At 73.3% G+C, this 16833-nt stretch carries 15 protein-coding genes; 7 read left to right on the top strand and 8 right to left on the bottom strand.

The features are described from left to right. Positions 1-68: 68 nt before the first annotated feature. Entirely contained in the window at positions 69-977 is a 909-nt protein-coding gene (locus tag ABZ808_RS07070; RefSeq protein ID WP_357002013.1) for a peptidylprolyl isomerase, read from the top strand. Between the two features lie 166 nt (positions 978-1143). Here the strand turns inward: ABZ808_RS07070 and ABZ808_RS07065 are convergent, their stop codons facing one another. Then, positions 1144-2181, bottom strand: a complete 1038-nt coding sequence (locus ABZ808_RS07065) for a LacI family DNA-binding transcriptional regulator (protein ID WP_357002011.1) — start codon at positions 2179-2181, stop codon at positions 1144-1146. 262 nt (positions 2182-2443) lie between these two features. On the opposite strand from ABZ808_RS07065, the gene ABZ808_RS07060 reads away from it, so the two are divergent. The 4 genes from ABZ808_RS07060 to ABZ808_RS07045 all read left to right on the top strand — a co-directional run bounded on the left by ABZ808_RS07060 (position 2444) and on the right by ABZ808_RS07045 (position 7412). Continuing rightward, positions 2444-3460 carry an acetylxylan esterase gene (locus ABZ808_RS07060; RefSeq protein ID WP_357002810.1) on the top strand — a complete coding sequence of 339 codons (1017 nt, stop codon included), beginning with the start codon at positions 2444-2446 and terminating at the stop codon, positions 3458-3460. Between the two features lie 154 nt (positions 3461-3614). Further along, positions 3615-4352, top strand: a complete 738-nt coding sequence (locus ABZ808_RS07055; RefSeq protein WP_357002808.1) for a M15 family metallopeptidase — start codon at positions 3615-3617, stop codon at positions 4350-4352. Positions 4353-4561: 209 nt separating this feature from the next. Beyond that, positions 4562-5827, top strand: coding sequence for an RICIN domain-containing protein (locus ABZ808_RS07050; protein ID WP_357002009.1), 1266 nt, complete (start codon positions 4562-4564; stop codon positions 5825-5827). Between the two features lie 385 nt (positions 5828-6212). Further along, entirely contained in the window at positions 6213-7412 is a 1200-nt protein-coding gene (locus ABZ808_RS07045) for an RtcB family protein (RefSeq protein WP_357002006.1), read from the top strand. Positions 7413-7453: 41 nt separating this feature from the next. On the opposite strand, the gene ABZ808_RS07040 is transcribed toward ABZ808_RS07045, so the two are convergent. From ABZ808_RS07040 to ABZ808_RS07015, 6 genes are all read right to left on the bottom strand, one after another. Beyond that, positions 7454-8245, bottom strand: a complete 792-nt coding sequence (locus tag ABZ808_RS07040) for a maleylpyruvate isomerase family mycothiol-dependent enzyme (RefSeq protein ID WP_357002003.1) — start codon at positions 8243-8245, stop codon at positions 7454-7456. Positions 8246-8315: 70 nt separating this feature from the next. Continuing rightward, positions 8316-9809 (bottom strand): MFS transporter, encoded by a 1494-nt coding sequence (locus ABZ808_RS07035; RefSeq protein WP_357002001.1) that lies wholly within the window; start codon positions 9807-9809, stop codon positions 8316-8318. Positions 9810-10034: 225 nt separating this feature from the next. Further along, positions 10035-10937 (bottom strand): Gmad2 immunoglobulin-like domain-containing protein, encoded by a 903-nt coding sequence (locus tag ABZ808_RS07030; protein WP_357001998.1) that lies wholly within the window; start codon positions 10935-10937, stop codon positions 10035-10037. Next, complete coding sequence (locus ABZ808_RS07025; RefSeq protein ID WP_357001995.1) at positions 10934-12391, bottom strand: HAMP domain-containing sensor histidine kinase; 1458 nt, start codon at positions 12389-12391, stop codon at positions 10934-10936. Before ABZ808_RS07025 ends, ABZ808_RS07030 begins: the two co-directional genes overlap by 4 nt. A 15-nt stretch (positions 12392-12406) precedes the next feature. Next, the gene (locus ABZ808_RS07020) at positions 12407-13087 is read right to left on the bottom strand and encodes a response regulator transcription factor (protein WP_357001992.1); all 681 of its coding nucleotides are present in this window, start codon (positions 13085-13087) and stop codon (positions 12407-12409) included. Between the two features lie 103 nt (positions 13088-13190). Further along, positions 13191-13766, bottom strand: a complete 576-nt coding sequence (locus ABZ808_RS07015) for a hypothetical protein (protein ID WP_357001989.1) — start codon at positions 13764-13766, stop codon at positions 13191-13193. Positions 13767-13994: 228 nt separating this feature from the next. Here ABZ808_RS07015 and ABZ808_RS07010 point away from each other — a divergent pair, with 228 nt between their 5' ends. Further along, on the top strand, positions 13995-15176 hold the full coding sequence (locus tag ABZ808_RS07010; RefSeq protein ID WP_357001987.1) for a snapalysin family zinc-dependent metalloprotease: 1182 nt from the start codon (positions 13995-13997) through the stop codon (positions 15174-15176). Between the two features lie 117 nt (positions 15177-15293). Continuing rightward, the gene (locus ABZ808_RS07005) at positions 15294-15986 is read left to right on the top strand and encodes a hypothetical protein (RefSeq protein WP_357001985.1); all 693 of its coding nucleotides are present in this window, start codon (positions 15294-15296) and stop codon (positions 15984-15986) included. Between the two features lie 8 nt (positions 15987-15994). On the opposite strand, the gene ABZ808_RS07000 is transcribed toward ABZ808_RS07005, so the two are convergent. Further along, positions 15995-16831, bottom strand: coding sequence for a DUF3152 domain-containing protein (locus ABZ808_RS07000; RefSeq protein ID WP_357001983.1), 837 nt, complete (start codon positions 16829-16831; stop codon positions 15995-15997). Positions 16832-16833 lie beyond the last annotated feature (2 nt).

Here is a 16833-nt window from a genome sequence, read left to right as displayed (position 1 = left end):
GATCGACAACCGGCTCTGGGATCCATAGACTCCGGTCGTTTCAGTACCACGAGTCCAGGAGGATCCCTGTGTCGAGTGAACTCGAACCGCCCTCCGGCGCGGCGGCACCCCGCCGGCCGGTGCGCGTGCTCACCCGCCTCGCGGGCGTGACGGCGCTCGCCGGGGCGCTGGTCGTCGGCGCCTCCGCCGCCGCCGTGGCCGCGCCGGGCGGGTCCGTCGACGCGACAAACGCGCAGGCCAGGCTCGCCGACGCGACAACCGCGCCGGGCGGGTCCGTCGACGCGGTCACCGCGTCCGCCGCGTCGTCTGTCGCCGCCGCTGCCGCTGTCCGGCCGCCGCGCACCACGCACGGCCCGTGCGCGTACACCGAGACGCCTGACGAGCCGGCCGCCCGCCCGGTGCCGCTGCCGCCGGACCCCCGCCGGACCCCGGGCCGGGGCAGCGTCCGGGTGACGCTCTCCACCAACCATGGGCCGATCGGGCTGACCCTGGACCGGGAGGCCGCGCCGTGCACGGTGCAGAGCTTCCTGCACCTGGTCGGCAAGCGCTTCTACGACCGCACCTCGTGCCACCGCCTCACCGCCTACCCCACGCTGAGCGTCCTGCAGTGCGGTGACCCGTCCGGCACCGGCGAGGGCGGCCCGGGCTACCGGTACCGCGACGAGTTGCCGACCGATCTGCCGCCGGCGCCGACCGACCCGACCGGGGAGCGCCGGCTCTACGCACGGGGCGTGCTGGCCATGGCGAACGCCGGGCCGGACACCAACGGCAGTCAGTTCTTCCTGGTGTACGCCAACTCGGCGCTGCGCCCCAACTACACGATCTTCGGCGAGGTCGACCCCGCTGGCCTTGCCACCCTGGACCGGATTGCCGCCGGGGGAGTGGCGCCGACCGCCGAGGATCCGGCACCGGTCGACGGCGCGCCCGCGCTGCCGGTCAGCATCCGTCGGGCTGTCCGCGCACACCACCACCACTGACGCGTACGGCGCGGTGAGCGGCTCGGGTCGCTCACCGCGCCGGCACGTCGACGGCCGCCGCTGGACGTGCCGGCCGTCGCCCGACCTGCGGCGGGACCGGGTCGAACCGGAAATTTCGGCTGCCGGACCGGAACGGGCGGACCCGCTTCCGGAACGGCTCGGACCCTCACGACGAGTGCGCTGACCCGTTCGGCGGCGCGGTGGTGCTGTCCCGTACGACCAGCTCGGTGGCGAGTTCCACCCGGGGCGAGTCGATGCTCTCGCCCTGGGCCAGCCGCAGCACTGTCCGCGCCGCGAGCCGGCCCATCTCGACCAGCGGCTGACGCACGGTGGTCAGTGGCGGTGAGGCCCAGCGCGCCTCGGGCAGGTCGTCGAAACCCACCACGCTGACGTCGTCGGGGACTCGCAGCCCGCGGCGCCGGATGGCCTCGTAGACACCGAAGGCCATCTGGTCGCTGGCCGCGAAGATGCCGGTCGGCGGGTCGTCCAGTTCGAGCAGCGCCGTGCCGCCAGCGAAGCCGGAGGCGTGGTAGAAGTCGCCCGGGTAGATCAGCGCGTCGTCCACCGGGACGCCGGCGGCCTCCAGCCCGGCCCGGTAGCCGTCGAGGCGGGCGCGGCTGCACAGCAGGTGCGTCGGCCCGGCCACGAACCCGATCCGCCGGTGCCCGACCGCCAGCAGGTGCTCGGTCGCGGCGAGCCCGCCGGCCCAGTTGGTGGCGCCGATCGTCGGCACGTCCATCGCCGGCACGCCGGCCGGGTCGACGACGACCACCGGCACGTTGAGGCGGCGGAGCTGCGCGTGCAGGGGTGGGCTCAGGTGCGACGTCACGAAGATGACGCCGTCGGTGGCCCGGGTACGCAGGTTCTGCAACCACTGCCGGGCGGCCGTGGGCTGGCGGTGGATCGCGGAGACCACGGTGCCGACGCCGGCGCCGTGCCCGACGTCCTCCACACCGCGGATGATTTCCACGGCCCACGGGCTGTCCAGGTCGTTGAAGACCAGGTCGACGAGGCCGGCACGTCGCACGCTGCGGCTGCTGCGGCGCCGGTAGCCGTGGTGGCGCAGCAGTTCCTCGACCCGTTCCCGGGTGTCGGGGGCCACATCGGACCGACCGTTGAGCACCCGCGACACGGTCGGCACCGAAACCCCGGCCTCCCGCGCGATCGCGGTGATGGTCACCCTGCGTCCGTCGTCCGCGCCCATCCGCGTCTCCTTCACCGGTCCGCAAGAGCGACCGCAAGCCGTCGCCATGCCATTGTCCCGGAACGGCATTCCCGCTCCTCCGCGTCATCTTGCCCCACGGACGGGGGTTGACGACATGGCAGGTCGGTTCTAGCGTTCGGCACAGTTGCGGAAAGGTTCCGGTAACTTATCGGACACCTTCCGGTGTGCTGCCCGACGCCCGCGCCGTCGCCCCCGGCGACCGCCCCCTGCATCAGTGTCAATCCGACGGACCGAGGACGCCATGTACACCGACCTGTCCGAGGAGCAGCTACGCGACCACCGCGGCGTGGTGACCGACCCCGCGGACTTCGACGAGTTCTGGGACGGCACGCTGGCCGAGGCCCGGGCCGCCGGATGGCCGATCCGGGTCGAGCCGGTGGCGACCGCTCTGACCAGCATCGACGTGTTCGACGTGACGTTCGCGGGCTTCGCCGGTCAGCCCGTACGGGCCTGGCTGCGGGTGCCCCGCGGGGCCGACGCGGCGCTGCCGACCCTCGTGCAGTACGTCGGCTACGGCGGCGGGCGGGGGCACCCGCTGGAGAACCTGCTGTGGGCGTCGGCCGGGTTCGCCCACCTGCAGATGGACACCCGAGGGCAGGGCTCGGGCTGGAGTCGGGGTGTCACCCCGGATCCGGGCACGTCCGGTCCGGAGGCGCCGGGCGTGGCGACCCGGGGCATCGCCGACCCCCGGACGTACTACTACCGGCGGCTGATCACCGACGCGGTCCGGGCGGTGGATGCCGTCCGCACCCTGCCGATGGTCGACCCGACCCGGGTGGCGGTGCTCGGGCACAGCCAGGGCGGCGGGCTGGCCCTCGCGGCCGGCGCGCTGGCACCCGGTGTGCGGGCGGTGGTCGCCCTCGTGCCGTTCCTCTGCGACATCCCGCGCGCGGTGGTGGTCACCGACGCCCGCCCGTACCGGGAGATCCGCGACTACCTGGCGATCCACCGGGACGCCGAGGAGCGGGTGCTGACGACCCTGTCGTACGTCGACGGGGTCAACTTCGCGCGGCGCTGCCGCCGGCCCGCCCGGTACTCGGTGGCGCTGATGGACGACATCGTGCCGCCGTCGGGGGTCTACGCGGCTGTGAACGCCCACGCGGGGCCGACCGAGTTGGCGGTGTGGCGCTACAACGGCCACGAGGGCGGCGGGATCGACGACGACGAGGCGGCGCTGCGGTTCCTGCGCGGGCACCTGGTCGACGACACCGACTCGGTGCGGCCGGCGGCGGGGGAAGATCCGGGCGCCGCGGGTTGATCCGGCGCGGACCCCTCGCCCAGGCTGATAGACAGGACGGGTGCGCAGGTCAGGCCGGGTGGGCAACGCCGCCGTGCTCGCGGTCGTCGCGGTGCTCGGTGGCTGCTCGCACCCGCCCGCCGGCCAGCAGCCGTCGGTCCCGGCGACGACGTCGGTGAGCCCGGGGCCGGCGAGCGCTGAGCCCTCCGCCACGGGCCGGTTGCCGGGGTTCGTGGTGCTGTCCGACGTCGATCCGCGCATCCACTCCGACATCCGGTACGCCACGGCGCACAACTTCGTCGGCCGGCCGGTCACCGCCTACCGCGAGCCCCTGTGCCTGCTCACCCGACAGGCGGCCGAGGCGCTGCGCCGGGTGCAGGACGCCGCGCTGGCCGGCGGACACAGCCTCAAGGTGTACGACTGCTACCGCCCGCAGCCCGCGGTGGACGACTTCGTCGCCTGGTCGAAGAGCCCGCTCGAACAGCAGACCAAGGCCGAGTTCTATCCGGATCTGGCCAAGGACCGGCTCTTCGCCGACGGCTACATCGGCGCCCCCACCGCGCACAGTCGGGGCAGCACGCTTGACCTGACGCTGGTCGACGAGCCCGCCGCCACCCAACCCCCGTTCGTGCCGGGGCAGCCGCTTGTCGCCTGCACGGCCCCGGTCGGCCAACGGTTCGCCGACAACAGCATCGACATGGGCACCGGCTTCGATTGCTTCGACGCCCGGGCGCACACCGCGGACCCCCGCATCACCGGCACGGCCCGGGAGAACCGGCAGTTGCTGCGGCGGCTGATGACCGACGCCGGCTTCGTCAACTACGACCGCGAGTGGTGGCACTACCGCTATCGCGACGAGCCCTACCCGGACACCTACTTCGCCCTGCCGGTGGCCCGGTCCTCGGTCGGCTGACCTCGACGGTCGCCTCGTCGACCTGGTGGCCACCGAGGTGATGGGCCGGCGCGATTGACGCCCTCGCGGTGGGGCGCATAATCTTCGTCTATCTGTAAAGGTTGTGAACTGATAGTTCACGCTGACGCGGCGGCGCGCGTCCCGGGCCACACCGAAGGGGCGATCACGTGATCACACAGCTCTCCACCCGTACCAGAAGGATCTTGTCGGTGTTCGTCGCGCTCCTCGTCGCGGTGAGCGCCGGCCTCGTGGGCGGCGCCTCGCGGGGCGCGCAGGCCGCGCCGACGTTCAAGGTCCTGGCCTTCTACAACGGCACCTGGGACGCCGCGCACATCGACTTCGTCCGTGACGCCCGCGCCTGGTTCCCGCGGGCCGCGGCACAGTACGGCTTCTCCTGGGAGGCGACCACCAACTGGAGCCTGCTGAACACCGCGAACCTGGCCCAGTACAAGGTCATCATGTTCCTCGACGACGCCCCGCCCACCGCGCAGCGCGCCGCGTTCCAGCAGTACATGCAGAACGGCGGTGGCTGGCTGGGCTTCCACGTCAGCGCGTGGACCGACAACCCGTCGAGCTGGAGTTGGTACTACAACACCTTCCTCGGCACCGGCGCGTTCCAGTCGAACACCTGGGGGCCGACCCGGGTCACGCTGCGCGCCGACAACCGCACCCACGCGGCCACCCGGAACCTCCCGGCGACGTTCTCCTCGTCGATCAGCGAGTGGTACTCCTGGAGCAACGACCTGCGGCAGAACCCCAACATCGACATCCTGGCCTCGATCGACCCGTCCAGCTTCCCGGTCGGCACCGACCCCACCCAGACCTGGTACAGCGGCTACTACCCGCTGGTGTGGAGCAACAGGAACTACAAGATGCTGTACGCCAACTTCGGCCACAACGCGATGAACTACAGCACCAACACCGGGCTGTCCTCCACCTTCGACAGCGAGCCGCAGAACCGGCTGCTGATCGACGGGCTGCACTGGCTCGCGGGCGTCGCCACCGGGCCCACCCCGACGCCCACGCCGACCGGCCCGATCTCGCCGACCGCCTGGCACACCGTGGTCAACCGGGGCAGCGGCAAGTGCGTGGACGCGCGGGCCGCCGCCAGCGCCAACGGCACCGCCATCCAGCAGTACACCTGCAACAACAGCGCCGCCCAGCAGTACCAGTTCGCGCCGACCAGCGGCGGCTACCTGCGGGTCAACAACCGCACCAACAGCGCCCAGGTGCTCGACGTGACGAACGTGTCGACCGCCGACTCGGCGCCGATCCAACTCTGGTCCTACAGCGGCGGCACCAACCAGCAGTGGCGGGCCGAGTCGGAGGGTGGTGGCTACTACCGCCTGGTCAACCGTCTCAGCGGCAAGTGTCTCGACGTGCCGGGGGCGTCCACGGCGAACAGCGTCCAGCTCATCCAGTACACCTGCAACGGCACCGCGGCGCAGTCCTTCCGGCTGGTGCCGCAGCCGTAACCGAGCCGGCGCGGCCGGGCCGCTCGCAATATCCATTGCGGACGCGGCTCGGCCCGCCTAGCGTCACTGGAGCAAGGTCAACCGCGCAGACCCCGGGAGTACGCCGTGTCGCAACGCCAACCCACCGACGCCACCTGGCGCACGCCAGGTGCCGGTGCCGCGTTGCCGTCCGGCGCGGGGTGCCGGTGTCTCGGCCAGCCCGAACAGACCCGGCACTCGGGGCGACGCCACCGCTGACGACAGCGCGTCCGGCGCCGCCCACCCCGCTGAGGGTCGGGCGGCCTTTCGTATCCGACCAGCCTCTCCGCGCCCGGCCGATCCGTTGGCGCGATCATTTCCGGTCACCCCTGCGACGATGGTGCCGGTACGACACAAGGAGACCACGATGGGATTCACGCCCCTCGCCGGTACCCGGGCGCCGGTCCGGGTCTGGACCGACCCGTACGCCATCGAGCCGCAGGCCGCCCGGCAGCTGCGCAACATCGGCGCGCTGCCCTGGGTGCAGGGCGTCGCCGTGATGCCGGACGTGCACTTCGGCAAGGGCGCCACGGTCGGGTCGGTGATCGCCATGCGGCAGGCCGTCTCGCCCGCCGCCGTCGGCGTCGACATCGGCTGCGGCATGTCGGCGGTGCGTACCTCGCTGACCGCCGCTGACCTGCCGGACGACCTGGCCGGCCTGCGGTCCGCGATCGAGGCCACCATCCCGGTCGGCTTCGCCCAGCGGGACCGGGCCGTCGACCCGCGCCGGGTTCGGGGCCTGGAGCAGGCCGGGTGGGACGACTTCTGGGGCCGGTTCGCCGGGCTGGACCGTCGGGTGGCGCAGCTGGAGACCCGGGCTCAGCGGCAGCTCGGCACGCTCGGCGGCGGCAACCACTTCATCGAGGTCTGCCTGGAGCAGGGTGGCGCCGACGAGGGCCGGGTGTGGGTGATGCTGCACTCCGGGTCCCGCAACATCGGCAAGGAGTTGGCCGAGCGGCACATCGGGGTGGCCCGCGGGCTGCCGCACAACGTCGACCTGCCCGACCGGGACCTGGCGGTGTTCCTCGCCGGCACGCCGGAGATGGACGCCTACCGGCGGGACCTGTGGTGGGCGCAGGAGTACGCGCGGCGCAACCGGGCGGTCATGCTGGCGCTGCTCTGCGGCGTGGTGCGGGAGCACTTCCCGCAGGTGGGCTTCGACGAGCCGATCTCGTGTCACCACAACTACGTCGCCGAGGAGAGCTACGACGGGGTGGACGTGCTGGTCACCCGTAAGGGCGCGATCCGGGCCGGGCGGGGCGACCTGGGCATCATTCCCGGGTCGATGGGCACCGGGTCGTACATCGTGCGGGGTCGGGGCAACCCGCACGCGTACTGCTCGGCCTCGCACGGGGCCGGGCGGCGGATGTCGCGGGCGCAGGCCAAGCGGACCTTCAGCACGGACGACCTGGCCGCGCAGACCGCCGGGGTCGAGTGCCGCAAGGACGCCGGGGTGGTCGACGAGATCCCCGGCGCCTACAAGGACATCACCGAGGTGATGGCCCAGCAGGAGGACCTGGTGGAGGTGGTGGCGCACCTCAAGCAGGTGGTCTGCGTGAAGGGGTGACGAGCCGCGCGGGCCGGGAGGACCGGCCCGCGCGGTACGCGTCAGAAGCCGACGAAGACCCGGCGCAGGTCGTCCAGGGTCACTGGGCCGGTCACCCGCACCCCGTCGGGGGTGTGCGTGGGCCCGAGCCGGCCGACGGCGAGTCGCAGCCACGCCTCGGCCGGAGCGGTCAGCTCGCCGTCGGGCTGTTCCGGCGCGTCGACCAGCTCGATCTTCTCGCCCAGCCGCAGCCCGTACGTCCGCTCCGGCTGGTGCAGCCGCAGCAGCAGGGTGGCCTCCCGGCCGGCCAGTTCCTGTGGCCGGCTGGTCCAGCCCAGCATGCCGCCGACGTGGTCGAGCAGCAGCGTCACCGCCTGCGGCGTCACCGACGCGAACGGGTTGAACGCCACCTCGACGTCCCACTGGTGCAGGGCGAACTCGCTGAGCCGGAACCGGCCCGCGGTGGCGACGTTCACCGGCTCGGGCAGGAAACCCATGTCGATGCGCAGCGTGGCGCGGGTGTCGGCGTCGAGCGCCTCGTACGCCTCGACCAGCTCTTCGTTGGCGGCCAGGAACCCGGCGGCGTGCTCGGCCGGGGACATCGCGTCCCAGCGCTTCCAGACGCCGCGGTTGAAGTCGCCGTCCAGGCCGGGAGCGCCGGTGCGGGCGGCGGTCAGGGTGGCGAGGCCGATCTCGGCGCCGCTGCCCAGGTGGCTGAGCACCTGGGACACCTGCCACTCGCTGGCCCCCGACGGTCGGACCAGGTCGTCCTCCTTGAGGTCCCGGACGAGTGCGGCCAGCTCCTCGTGGCCCGCGCGCAGAGCGGCGATGATCTCATCGGCAGGGGTGGGCATGTGTCTCCTCAACGGGTTGTCGACGCTGCCCAGAACGCTATCCGACGCCGGCCGGCGTCCGTCGGTCCGCTCAACCCATGTGCACGGGGCCGCCGGTCCGGATGTCCCCCTTACGCACCTTGATCAGGAACAGGGTGATCAGGCCGGCGAGCACGATCAGGGCCGCACCCCAGGCGAACGCCACGCTGTAGCCGTGCACCAGCGCCTTGACCTGGGTGGCCGGGCTCGGTGCCCGGCCCACCAGGTACGCGGTGACCGCGCTGGTGTACATGGTGTTCAGCAGGGCGGTGCCCAACGAGCCGCCGATCTGCTGGGTGGCGTTGAGCGTTGCGCTGGCCGCGCCGGCGTCGTGCTCCGGCACCCCGAACAGCGCCAGGCTGGACAGCGGCACGAAGGTGAAACCGAGGCCCAGGCCGAGGATGACCTGGGCGGGCAGCAGGAGGGTGAGGAACGAGGTGTCCACGTCGATCTGGGTGAGCAGCAGCATGCCGACGGCGGCGAGCGCGGCGCCGCCGACCATCAGCGGCTTGGCACCCAGCCGGGGCAACAGTTGGCTGGCGCCGGCGGCGGCGATCAGCACGCCCGCGGTGACCGGCAGCGACGCGAGCCCGGCTTCCAGCGGCGTGTACTGAAGCACCACCTGGAAGTAGAAGGTCAGGAAGAGGAACGCGCCGAACAGGCCGGCGCCGATCAGCGTCGAGGTGAGGTACGCCGCGCCCCGGTTGCGGTCCAGGATGATCCGCAGCGGCAGCAGCGGGTGGTTGGAGCGCAGCTCGATCACCACGAAGACGGCGAGCAGCACCACACCGGCGGCGATGAACCCGAGCGTCGCGGCGGCCTCCCAGCCGTCCTCGGCGGCCTTGGTGAAGCCGTACACGAGGGAGACCAGGCCGGCGGTGACGACGACCGCTCCCGGTACGTCGTAACGGGTGTTCCCGTGCGCCCGGCTCTCCGGCACCAGTGGGAGGGCGAGGGCGATCGCCACGGCGGCGACGGGGATGTTGACCAGCAGGCACCAGCGCCAGTTGGCGTACTCGGTGAGCACCCCACCGAGCAGCAGGCCGACCGCCGACCCGCCGCCGGCGATGCCGCCGTACACGGCGAACGCCTTGGCGCGCTCGGTCGTCTCGGTGAACAGGACGGTGAGCAGGGCCAGCGCGGCCGGGGCGAGCAGCGCGCCGAAGACGCCCTGCAACGCCCGGGCGGCGAAGAGCATCTCGCCGGTGGTCGCCAGACCGCCCAGCGCGGAGGCCAGCGCGAAGCCGATCATGCCGACGATGAACGCGCGCTTGCGACCCCAGTAGTCGGCGATCCGGCCGCCGAGCAGCAGCAGGCCACCGAAGGCCAGCGTGTAGGCGGTGACCACCCACTGTCGGTTCGCGTCGTTGATCCCCAGGTCCGCCTGGGCCTGGGGGAGCGCGATGTTCACGATGGTGGCGTCCAGGACCACCATCAGCTGCGCGAGGGCGATGACCACCAGCGCGAGCCAACGCCGCGGGTACGGCGTGCCGGTCGACGCCCCGGCGCCAGGTGCGCCGGGTGCGGTCGAGGCGGTTCCGGGCATGGTGCAGCCTTTCGGGTGGCGAGCGACGATGGATCAGGCGCTGGGTCCGGCAGCGGTGCACCGGGCGGCCGGCACCCCGCAACCGGGCCCACCCGCGGACCGCCGAGCGTTCCGACCTCCCGAACGAGGTCGTACTGACGGTAGGTCGCGGTCAGATGATCGTGGGTCTCTTTGCGAATTACGTCGCATTCGGTCGGGAGAGCGGCTACGTTCCGCCCTCCGGGCTCAGGCGGGCGCGAGGAGCACCGGCACGGCCACCGTGTTGATCCGTGCGCCGTCGTGCGGGGACACCTCGTACACCTCGATGGTGCCGCGCTGCTCCCGGGGCGTGCGCCAGCCGACCACCAAGCGGTACGCGCCCCGGCAGCCGCTGCCGCAGCTGGCGGTACCGAAGCCGGTGGCCACCTCCCGGCCGGCGGCGTCCAGGACCCGGACGCTGACCGTGGCCTCGAACGCGTCGGCGGTGCCGGTGACGGTGAGCGGGGCGGTGACCCGCTCACCGACGCTCGGGCCGGTGACCACGATCGGCGGCAGCAGCCCCGGATAGTCGGCCCGGTCGACCGGGGAGCCGTCGCCGAAGCGGACCTGCCGCACGGTTGGGAACTGGGTGAGCGTCCACACCACCTGTGCCTCGCGCAGCCGCCGGCGCGCCGGGTCGTCGGCGGACGGAAGGGGCCGCAACGTCGCCACGCCGTCGGTGATCCGGGTGACCTCGACGCCGGCCGGGAGCAGGGTGGTCAGCCCGGTGGCGGCCTCCGCCGGGGTGGGCCCGGCGGCCAGTTCGGTAAGCGCCAGCCGGGACGTCGCGATGGTCGCCGGCCGGGTCCGCCGGGTCGGTACGAGCTGCCCGGACCGGACGTACCACAGCTCGATGGTCACCGTCGCCTGCTGGCGCGGGCCGGTGGTGGCCGGCGTCGGCGGACGCGGCGGAGTGCCGCTGGCCGACGGTGACGGTGTCGGCGCGGCCGGCGGGGTGGGGGTGGGGCGTTCGGTGGGTGCGGCGCTCGACGGCGACGTGGTCGGCGCCGGGCCGAGGGCACCGGAGCGCGGGGTGGCGCAGCCGCCGAGGATAAGCACGGCGACAAGCACCGCGACGCCCGTCGCGGACCGCCCGCCGCGCCGGTTCATCCCGCACCACCGGTTGGGCTGGTGGTGTCCACGTCGACGTGCCCGGCCGGGCGTGGCACGCCGCCGGGCGGCCCGTCGGGACCGTGCGCGGGCAGTTCCAGCCGGAACCGGGTGCCGGCGCCCGGGTCGCTGCGGACGCTCAGCACCCCGCCGAGCAGAGCGGCGTGTTCCCGGGCGATGGCCAACCCCAGGCCGCTGCCGGAAGCGGAGCGCGCCGGGTCGACCTTGTAGAACCTGTCGAACAGGCGGGGCAGGTGCTCGGCCGGGATGCCCGGCCCCTGGTCGGTGACCTCGACGACGACAAGCGGACCCACCCCGGCCACGGTCGCCCGGATCTCGCCGCCGCCGTGCTCGACCGCGTTGGTCACCAGGTTGGCCAGCACCCGCTCCAGCCGGCGTGGGTCCGTGCGCAGCGCCACCGCTTCGCCACTGATCACCACCCGTGCCGACCAGCCGCGCGCCGCGACGATCCTGTGCAGCAGCGCCGACGTGTCCACCAGCTCAATGCTCGGGCGCTCCCGCCCGGTGTCCAGCCGGGAGATCTCCATCAGGTCCTCGACCAGCCGGCGCAGCCGGACCACGTCGCCGACCAGCAGCCGCGCGGCCGGCCGGGCGTCGTCGGGCAGCTGGTCGAGGTGCTCGCGCAGCAGCGAGGCCGCGGCGACCAGGGCGGTCACCGGGGTACGCAGCTCGTGCGCGACGTCGGCGGTGAACCGCCGTTCCCGGGCCTGCGCCGCCGAGAGCGCGGCGATCTTCGACTCCAACGCCTCGGCCATCTCGTTGAACGACGCCGCCCAGTCGCTGAACTCGTCGCGTCCGCGCACCGGCAGTCGGGTGGCGAGCAGCCCTTCGGTGAGCGCCCGGGCGGCTCGGCTGGCCCGGCCCACCGGCTCCAGCGTGCGGCGGGCCAGCGCGTGCCCCACCCCGGCGGCGAGCAGCACCACGAGCACCCACCCGGCCAGCAGCGCGTTGCGCAGTTGATCCACGTCGGCCGCGATGCCGTCCTCCTCGGTGATCACGTACAGCTCGGCGGTCGAGCCGGGGATGCGCCCGCCGACCACCAGGAGTCGAGGGCGCGTCCCCGGCGCGGACCGCTGGTAGCCGAGCTGTCCCTCGGCCACGGTGGCCCGCAGCCGACCGCCGAGCGTCGGGGCGTACGCCGGGTGCGAGGGTCGGGTCGGTCCGTCGACGAGCACCACGTGCCGGCCGCTGCCCTCGAAGCTGGTGAGCAGATCGGTGCCGCGCTGCTCGGTCAGCGGCAGGAACTGCCCGGCGAGGACGAGTTGGTAGCGGGCGTCGGCGGCGGCCTGGTGCAGCGAGGCGTCCAACCAGGACTGCCGCAGCAGCAGCCCGGTGCCGCCGGCCAGCAGACCGGCGGACACTCCGGCGACCAGCACGAACGCGATCGTCAGCCGGCGCCGCAGGCGGCCCGGTGCCACCGCGCGACCGGCCATCGCCGACCCTCCTTCTCAGCCCGTGGACAACTTGTACCCGGCGCCGCGCACGGTGCGGACCAGCCGTGGGTGCGCCGGGTCGTCCTCGACCTTGGCGCGCAGCCGCTGCACCGCCACGTCGACCAGGCGCGAGTCACCGAGGAAGCTGTGGTTCCAGACCAGGTCCAGCAGCAGTTCCCGGGTGAAGACCTGGCCGGGGCGGCGGGCCAACTCCAGCAGGAGGCGGAACTCCGTGGCGGTCAGGGCGACCTCCCGGCCGTCCCGGCGCACCACGAAGCTGCCCGGGTCGATCTCCAGACCGCCGACCTCGATGGTGCTCGACGCCACCGGAGCGCTGGCCCGGCGCAGCACCGAGCGGACCCGGGCCACCAACTCGGGCAGGTCGAAGGGTTTACGCAGGTAGTCGTCCGCGCCGCACTCCAGGCCGACCACCACGTCGAGCGTGTCGGTGCGGGCGGTCAGCATCAGGATCGGCACCTGGCTGGTCCGCCGGATCTCCCGGCAGACCTCCAGGCCGTCCAGACCGGGCAGCATGACGTCGAGCACGATCACGTCGACCGGGTGGGCCCGCCACGCCACCAGGGCCTGCCGCCCGTCGACGGCGGTGTCGACCCGGAAGCCGGCGCGGCGCAGACCGAGGGCGGTGACCTCCCGGATGGAGGCGTCGTCCTCGACCACCAGCACGCGGCCCTCCATCACCTGAGGGTAGACCCGCCCGCACGGTGCGCGACCTGGCGAAACGGTCGGTGTCGGCGGCCCGGCCGGCTCACCGGCCGGGCCTGCCCCAGCGTCGCCCCCGTCACTCCTGCCACTGGTGGGCCACGTCGAGCACCACCCGGCTGTGCGTGCCGGGGCCGGCCAGCACGAGCACGCGGAACGGCAACCGAGCCCGTACGCCGACCGCGAAGGTGCTGTAGCCCTCGAAGCTGCCGCCGAAGACGACGTCACGCAGCGTCGAGTAGCGCAGCAGGTTCGCGGTGTGCTCGCCGACGGCGTACGGGACCGTGCCGGAGTGGGCGGCGTCGTACGCGGGTGCCCGCAGCGAGACCCGCAGCAGCGCGCCTCCGGCGGTGTACGGCGACAGCGCCAGCCCCTCGCCCTCGGTCCACGTCTCGCCGTAGCCCACCGCGTAACCGTCGACCGGGCCGGCGAACTCGAACACCACCCGGTCGTAGCAGTCGTGTCGACCGGTGCGTACGTCGACCAGCGGGGCGTCGCTGAGCGTGCCGGCCGTCTTCTCCGTGCTGCCCCAGGTGATCCCGCAGTACGCCGACCCGGTCGTCGCCGTGGTGCCCGCCGTTGCGCTGCTGCCCGCGCCGGCGACCAGCCCGGCGAGGACGACCGCCAGCGCCGTCAGTGCGCTCCTGATCCTCATCGTGGTGCCTCCGTCCGATGTTCGGGGTCACGTCGCGGCGGCGGTGCCGGTGACCCTCTGCGCTGACCGTCGTCCTGCCGGGGCACGGTCAGTTCGCTGCGGCGTAACCGCTGGGTAACAGCCGCGGTATGACACTTCCGCTATGCCGGATGTCGGTCACTGTCACTTAATATTCACGTACATCAATGATCGGCGACTGATGGTCGCCGGCGACCAGGGGAGTGCGTGATGTTCCGACGACAATTGAGACGTGCGGTGCAGGTCGCGCTGGTGGCCGTGCTGGCGGCCGCCGGGGTGCAGCTCGCCACCGGCGCACCGGCCGCGGCCGTGCGGACCGTCTACTACGACGCGAGCCGGACCGGCGAGTTCCGCACCAACTTCGACCAGGCGGCGCAGATCTGGAACAGCCGGGTCAGCAACGTCCGACTCCTGGCCGGCACCCCGGCCAGCATCACCATCACCGTCGACGACGGCTGGCCCCGGGCGCAGCCGACCGGGCTCGGCTCGGGACGGATCTGGATGGGCCGCACCGCCGTCAACCAGGGGTACGACCGCAACCGGATCGCCGCCCACGAACTCGGCCACATCCTCGGCCTGCCGGACCGGCGCACCGGCCTCTGCACCGACCTGATGTCCGGCAGCAGCGCCCCGGTCTCCTGTCGCAACGCGAACCCCAGCTCGGCCGAGGCGTCACGGGTGAACTCGCTCTTCGCCGGCAGCCTGGCCGCGCCGGCCAGCACGACGTACACCTGGAACGGCGACTCGGACATCAGCCCGCTGGTGGTCGGCGGCCGGCCGGCCACCGAGAGCTACCCGTTCATGGTGTACGTCTCCGGCTGCACCGGCACCCTGATCAAGGCCAACTGGGCGGTCACCGCCAAGCACTGCTCGACGCCGTCGTCGGTGCGGGTCGGCAGCGTCAACCGCAGCAGCGGTGGCACCGTGGTCCGGGTGACCCGCGCGGTCAACCACCCGAGCGTCGACGTCAAGCTGCTGCAACTGGCAAGCTCGGTCACGTACGCCCCGGCGCCGATCCCGAGCACCTCCGGCGCGGTCGGCACCGCCACCCGGATCATCGGCTGGGGCCAGACCTGCGCGCCCCGGGGCTGCGGTTCCGCCCCCACGGTCGCCAACGAGCTGGACACGTCCATCGTGGCCGACAGCCGGTGCTCCGGCATCAACGGCCCGTACGAGATCTGCACCAACAACACCAACGGCAACTCCGGCGCCTGCTACGGCGACTCGGGCGGCCCGCAGGTGCGTCGGGTCAACGGTGTGTGGAACCTGATCGGCGCGACCAGTCGGGCCGGCAACAACAACTCCACCTGCGCCACCGGCCCGTCCATCTACGTGGACCTGCCGTCGATCCGTTCCTGGATCTCCACCCAGGTCGGCGGTCTGCCCGCCTGATCTCGTCGATGTGCCGGGCGGGGGCGCCACGCGCGTCCCCGCCCGGTGTTGCCTGTTCACTCGGGCCGCCGAGCTGCGGTACGGTGCCTGGCACATCGACGCATCCGAGGTGGACCCATGCCTGCCATCGTCGCGCTCTCGCTGGTCCTCGCGCTGACGCCCGCTCCTGCTCCCACTCCCACCCCGTCGCCGTCGGCCACGTCGGGCCTGGTCGGTGGCCTGCTGGGCGGCGTCGGTCAGATCGTCGACGGCCTGCTCGGCGGCGGCAGCGCCTCCGGCTCACCCGTGGCGCCCAGTCCGACCCCGACCGACGGCTCCGCACCGAGCCCGCCACCGGCGGTGGTCCCACCACCGGGTGCCTCCGCCGCCCCGCCCGCCGGGTCCGGCTCGGCGTCACCGCCCCCGCCAGCCGTGGCTCCGGGCACGCTGAACCCCGCCGGCCCGGGGCAGGGCGCCCGCGACGGGGTCGAGCCCGTGCCGCACGGTGATGCCTCGGACTCGCTCGACTCGCCGGCGCTCGGCGCCCCGGAACGCAGCGGCTGGCCACTGCGCCCCGGTTACTACCTGCCGGTCGCGGGTGTGCTCGCGCTGCTGGCGCTGCTGCTTGTGCGCCGCACCCGGTCCGCCCGGGTGGCTGGCTCGGCTCCCGCGACGGCTCCGGCCCCTGCCCCTGCCCCTGCCCTGGATCCGGATCCGGATTCCGGCCCGGTGCCGGACAACGTGAGTCGCCTGCCGACCAACCTCAACGCCATCTACGAACTGGGCCGGCTCGACGAGCGACTCGAACAGGAGCGCCGCTCGAAATCGTGAGCGCCCGCTCAGTGCGCCGGCCGTGCGCCCTCGCGCGGCGGAATCTCGTCGCGGTACGCCCCGACCGGCCCGGCGTAGCGGTCCGGGCCATCCGGGTACGGCCAGGCGTTGGCCGTGCAGCCGTGCAGCCCCAGCGTCTGCTGCTGCATCACCGGCGCCGGCCGTGCCCGCCCCGGGCAGCGCTCGTGGCCCAGGCCGAGCCGGTGCCCGACCTCGTGATTGACCATGTACTGGCGGTAGGTGGCCAGGCTCGCGCCGTAGCCCGGCACCGCCTCGACCCAGCGCGCCACGTTGAGCACCACGCGACCGCCGTTGCGGCACGAGGTGTAGCCGTCCGGGACGTCCTGGCACAGGTCGTCGCGGGTGCCGGGGGTCGCCAGATAGATGGTGAAGTCAGCCGTGGCGTCGGCGCCCACCCGGCGCAACCGCCACGTGCCGCCGGCCGTCCACCCACGCGGGTCGTTCAACGTCGCGGAGATCGCCGTGGCGACGTCGGCCACCGGCAGGCCGCGGATGTCGCGCTCGACGGCGACCCGGTAGCGCAGCAACCGCCCGCTGGTGCCGTGCCCGGTGGTGGATTCGGCCGCCGCCACCGACCAACCGCCCCGGCCGGTGGCGGGATAGCTGATGGCGACGGGCGCGGCACTGGCGCTCGCGGCGGCGACCGGTGGCCGGCCGGTCGTGCCCTGCCCGGCCGGCGGCGGGCCACCGATGGTCGGCGCGGTCCCGGCCGGTTCGGCCGCGGGCTGCCCGGCCGCCGGCAGTCCACAGCCGGTCAGCAACGCCACGACCAGCAGCGCCACCGCTGAGGCGGCCCGCACCCGGCGGGTAGCCTTCGTCGACATGT

The organism is Micromonospora sp. NPDC047527 (assembly GCF_040643015.1).
GTDB lineage: Bacteria > Actinomycetota > Actinomycetes > Mycobacteriales > Micromonosporaceae > Micromonospora.
Note: the sequence above shows the minus strand (reverse complement) of the source record. Positions and strands in the feature narration are given on the sequence as shown.

Excerpts from the sequence above, each read along its gene's own strand:
- ABZ808_RS07040 (WP_357002003.1), bottom strand. The coding sequence starts at position 8,245 with ATGCCCACCCCTGCCGATGAGATCATCGCCGCTCTGCGCGCGGGCCAC.
- ABZ808_RS07060 (WP_357002810.1), top strand. The coding sequence starts at position 2,444 with ATGTACACCGACCTGTCCGAGGAGCAGCTACGCGACCACCGCGGCGTG.
- ABZ808_RS07005 (WP_357001985.1), top strand. The coding sequence starts at position 15,294 with ATGCCTGCCATCGTCGCGCTCTCGCTGGTCCTCGCGCTGACGCCCGCT.
- ABZ808_RS07045 (WP_357002006.1), top strand. The coding sequence starts at position 6,213 with ATGGGATTCACGCCCCTCGCCGGTACCCGGGCGCCGGTCCGGGTCTGG.
- ABZ808_RS07025 (WP_357001995.1), bottom strand. The coding sequence starts at position 12,391 with ATGGCCGGTCGCGCGGTGGCACCGGGCCGCCTGCGGCGCCGGCTGACG.
- ABZ808_RS07020 (WP_357001992.1), bottom strand. The coding sequence starts at position 13,087 with ATGGAGGGCCGCGTGCTGGTGGTCGAGGACGACGCCTCCATCCGGGAG.
- ABZ808_RS07000 (WP_357001983.1), bottom strand. The coding sequence starts at position 16,831 with ATGTCGACGAAGGCTACCCGCCGGGTGCGGGCCGCCTCAGCGGTGGCG.
- ABZ808_RS07015 (WP_357001989.1), bottom strand. The coding sequence starts at position 13,766 with ATGAGGATCAGGAGCGCACTGACGGCGCTGGCGGTCGTCCTCGCCGGG.
- ABZ808_RS07010 (WP_357001987.1), top strand. The coding sequence starts at position 13,995 with ATGTTCCGACGACAATTGAGACGTGCGGTGCAGGTCGCGCTGGTGGCC.
- ABZ808_RS07030 (WP_357001998.1), bottom strand. The coding sequence starts at position 10,937 with ATGAACCGGCGCGGCGGGCGGTCCGCGACGGGCGTCGCGGTGCTTGTC.
- ABZ808_RS07065 (WP_357002011.1), bottom strand. The coding sequence starts at position 2,181 with ATGGGCGCGGACGACGGACGCAGGGTGACCATCACCGCGATCGCGCGG.
- ABZ808_RS07035 (WP_357002001.1), bottom strand. The coding sequence starts at position 9,809 with ATGCCCGGAACCGCCTCGACCGCACCCGGCGCACCTGGCGCCGGGGCG.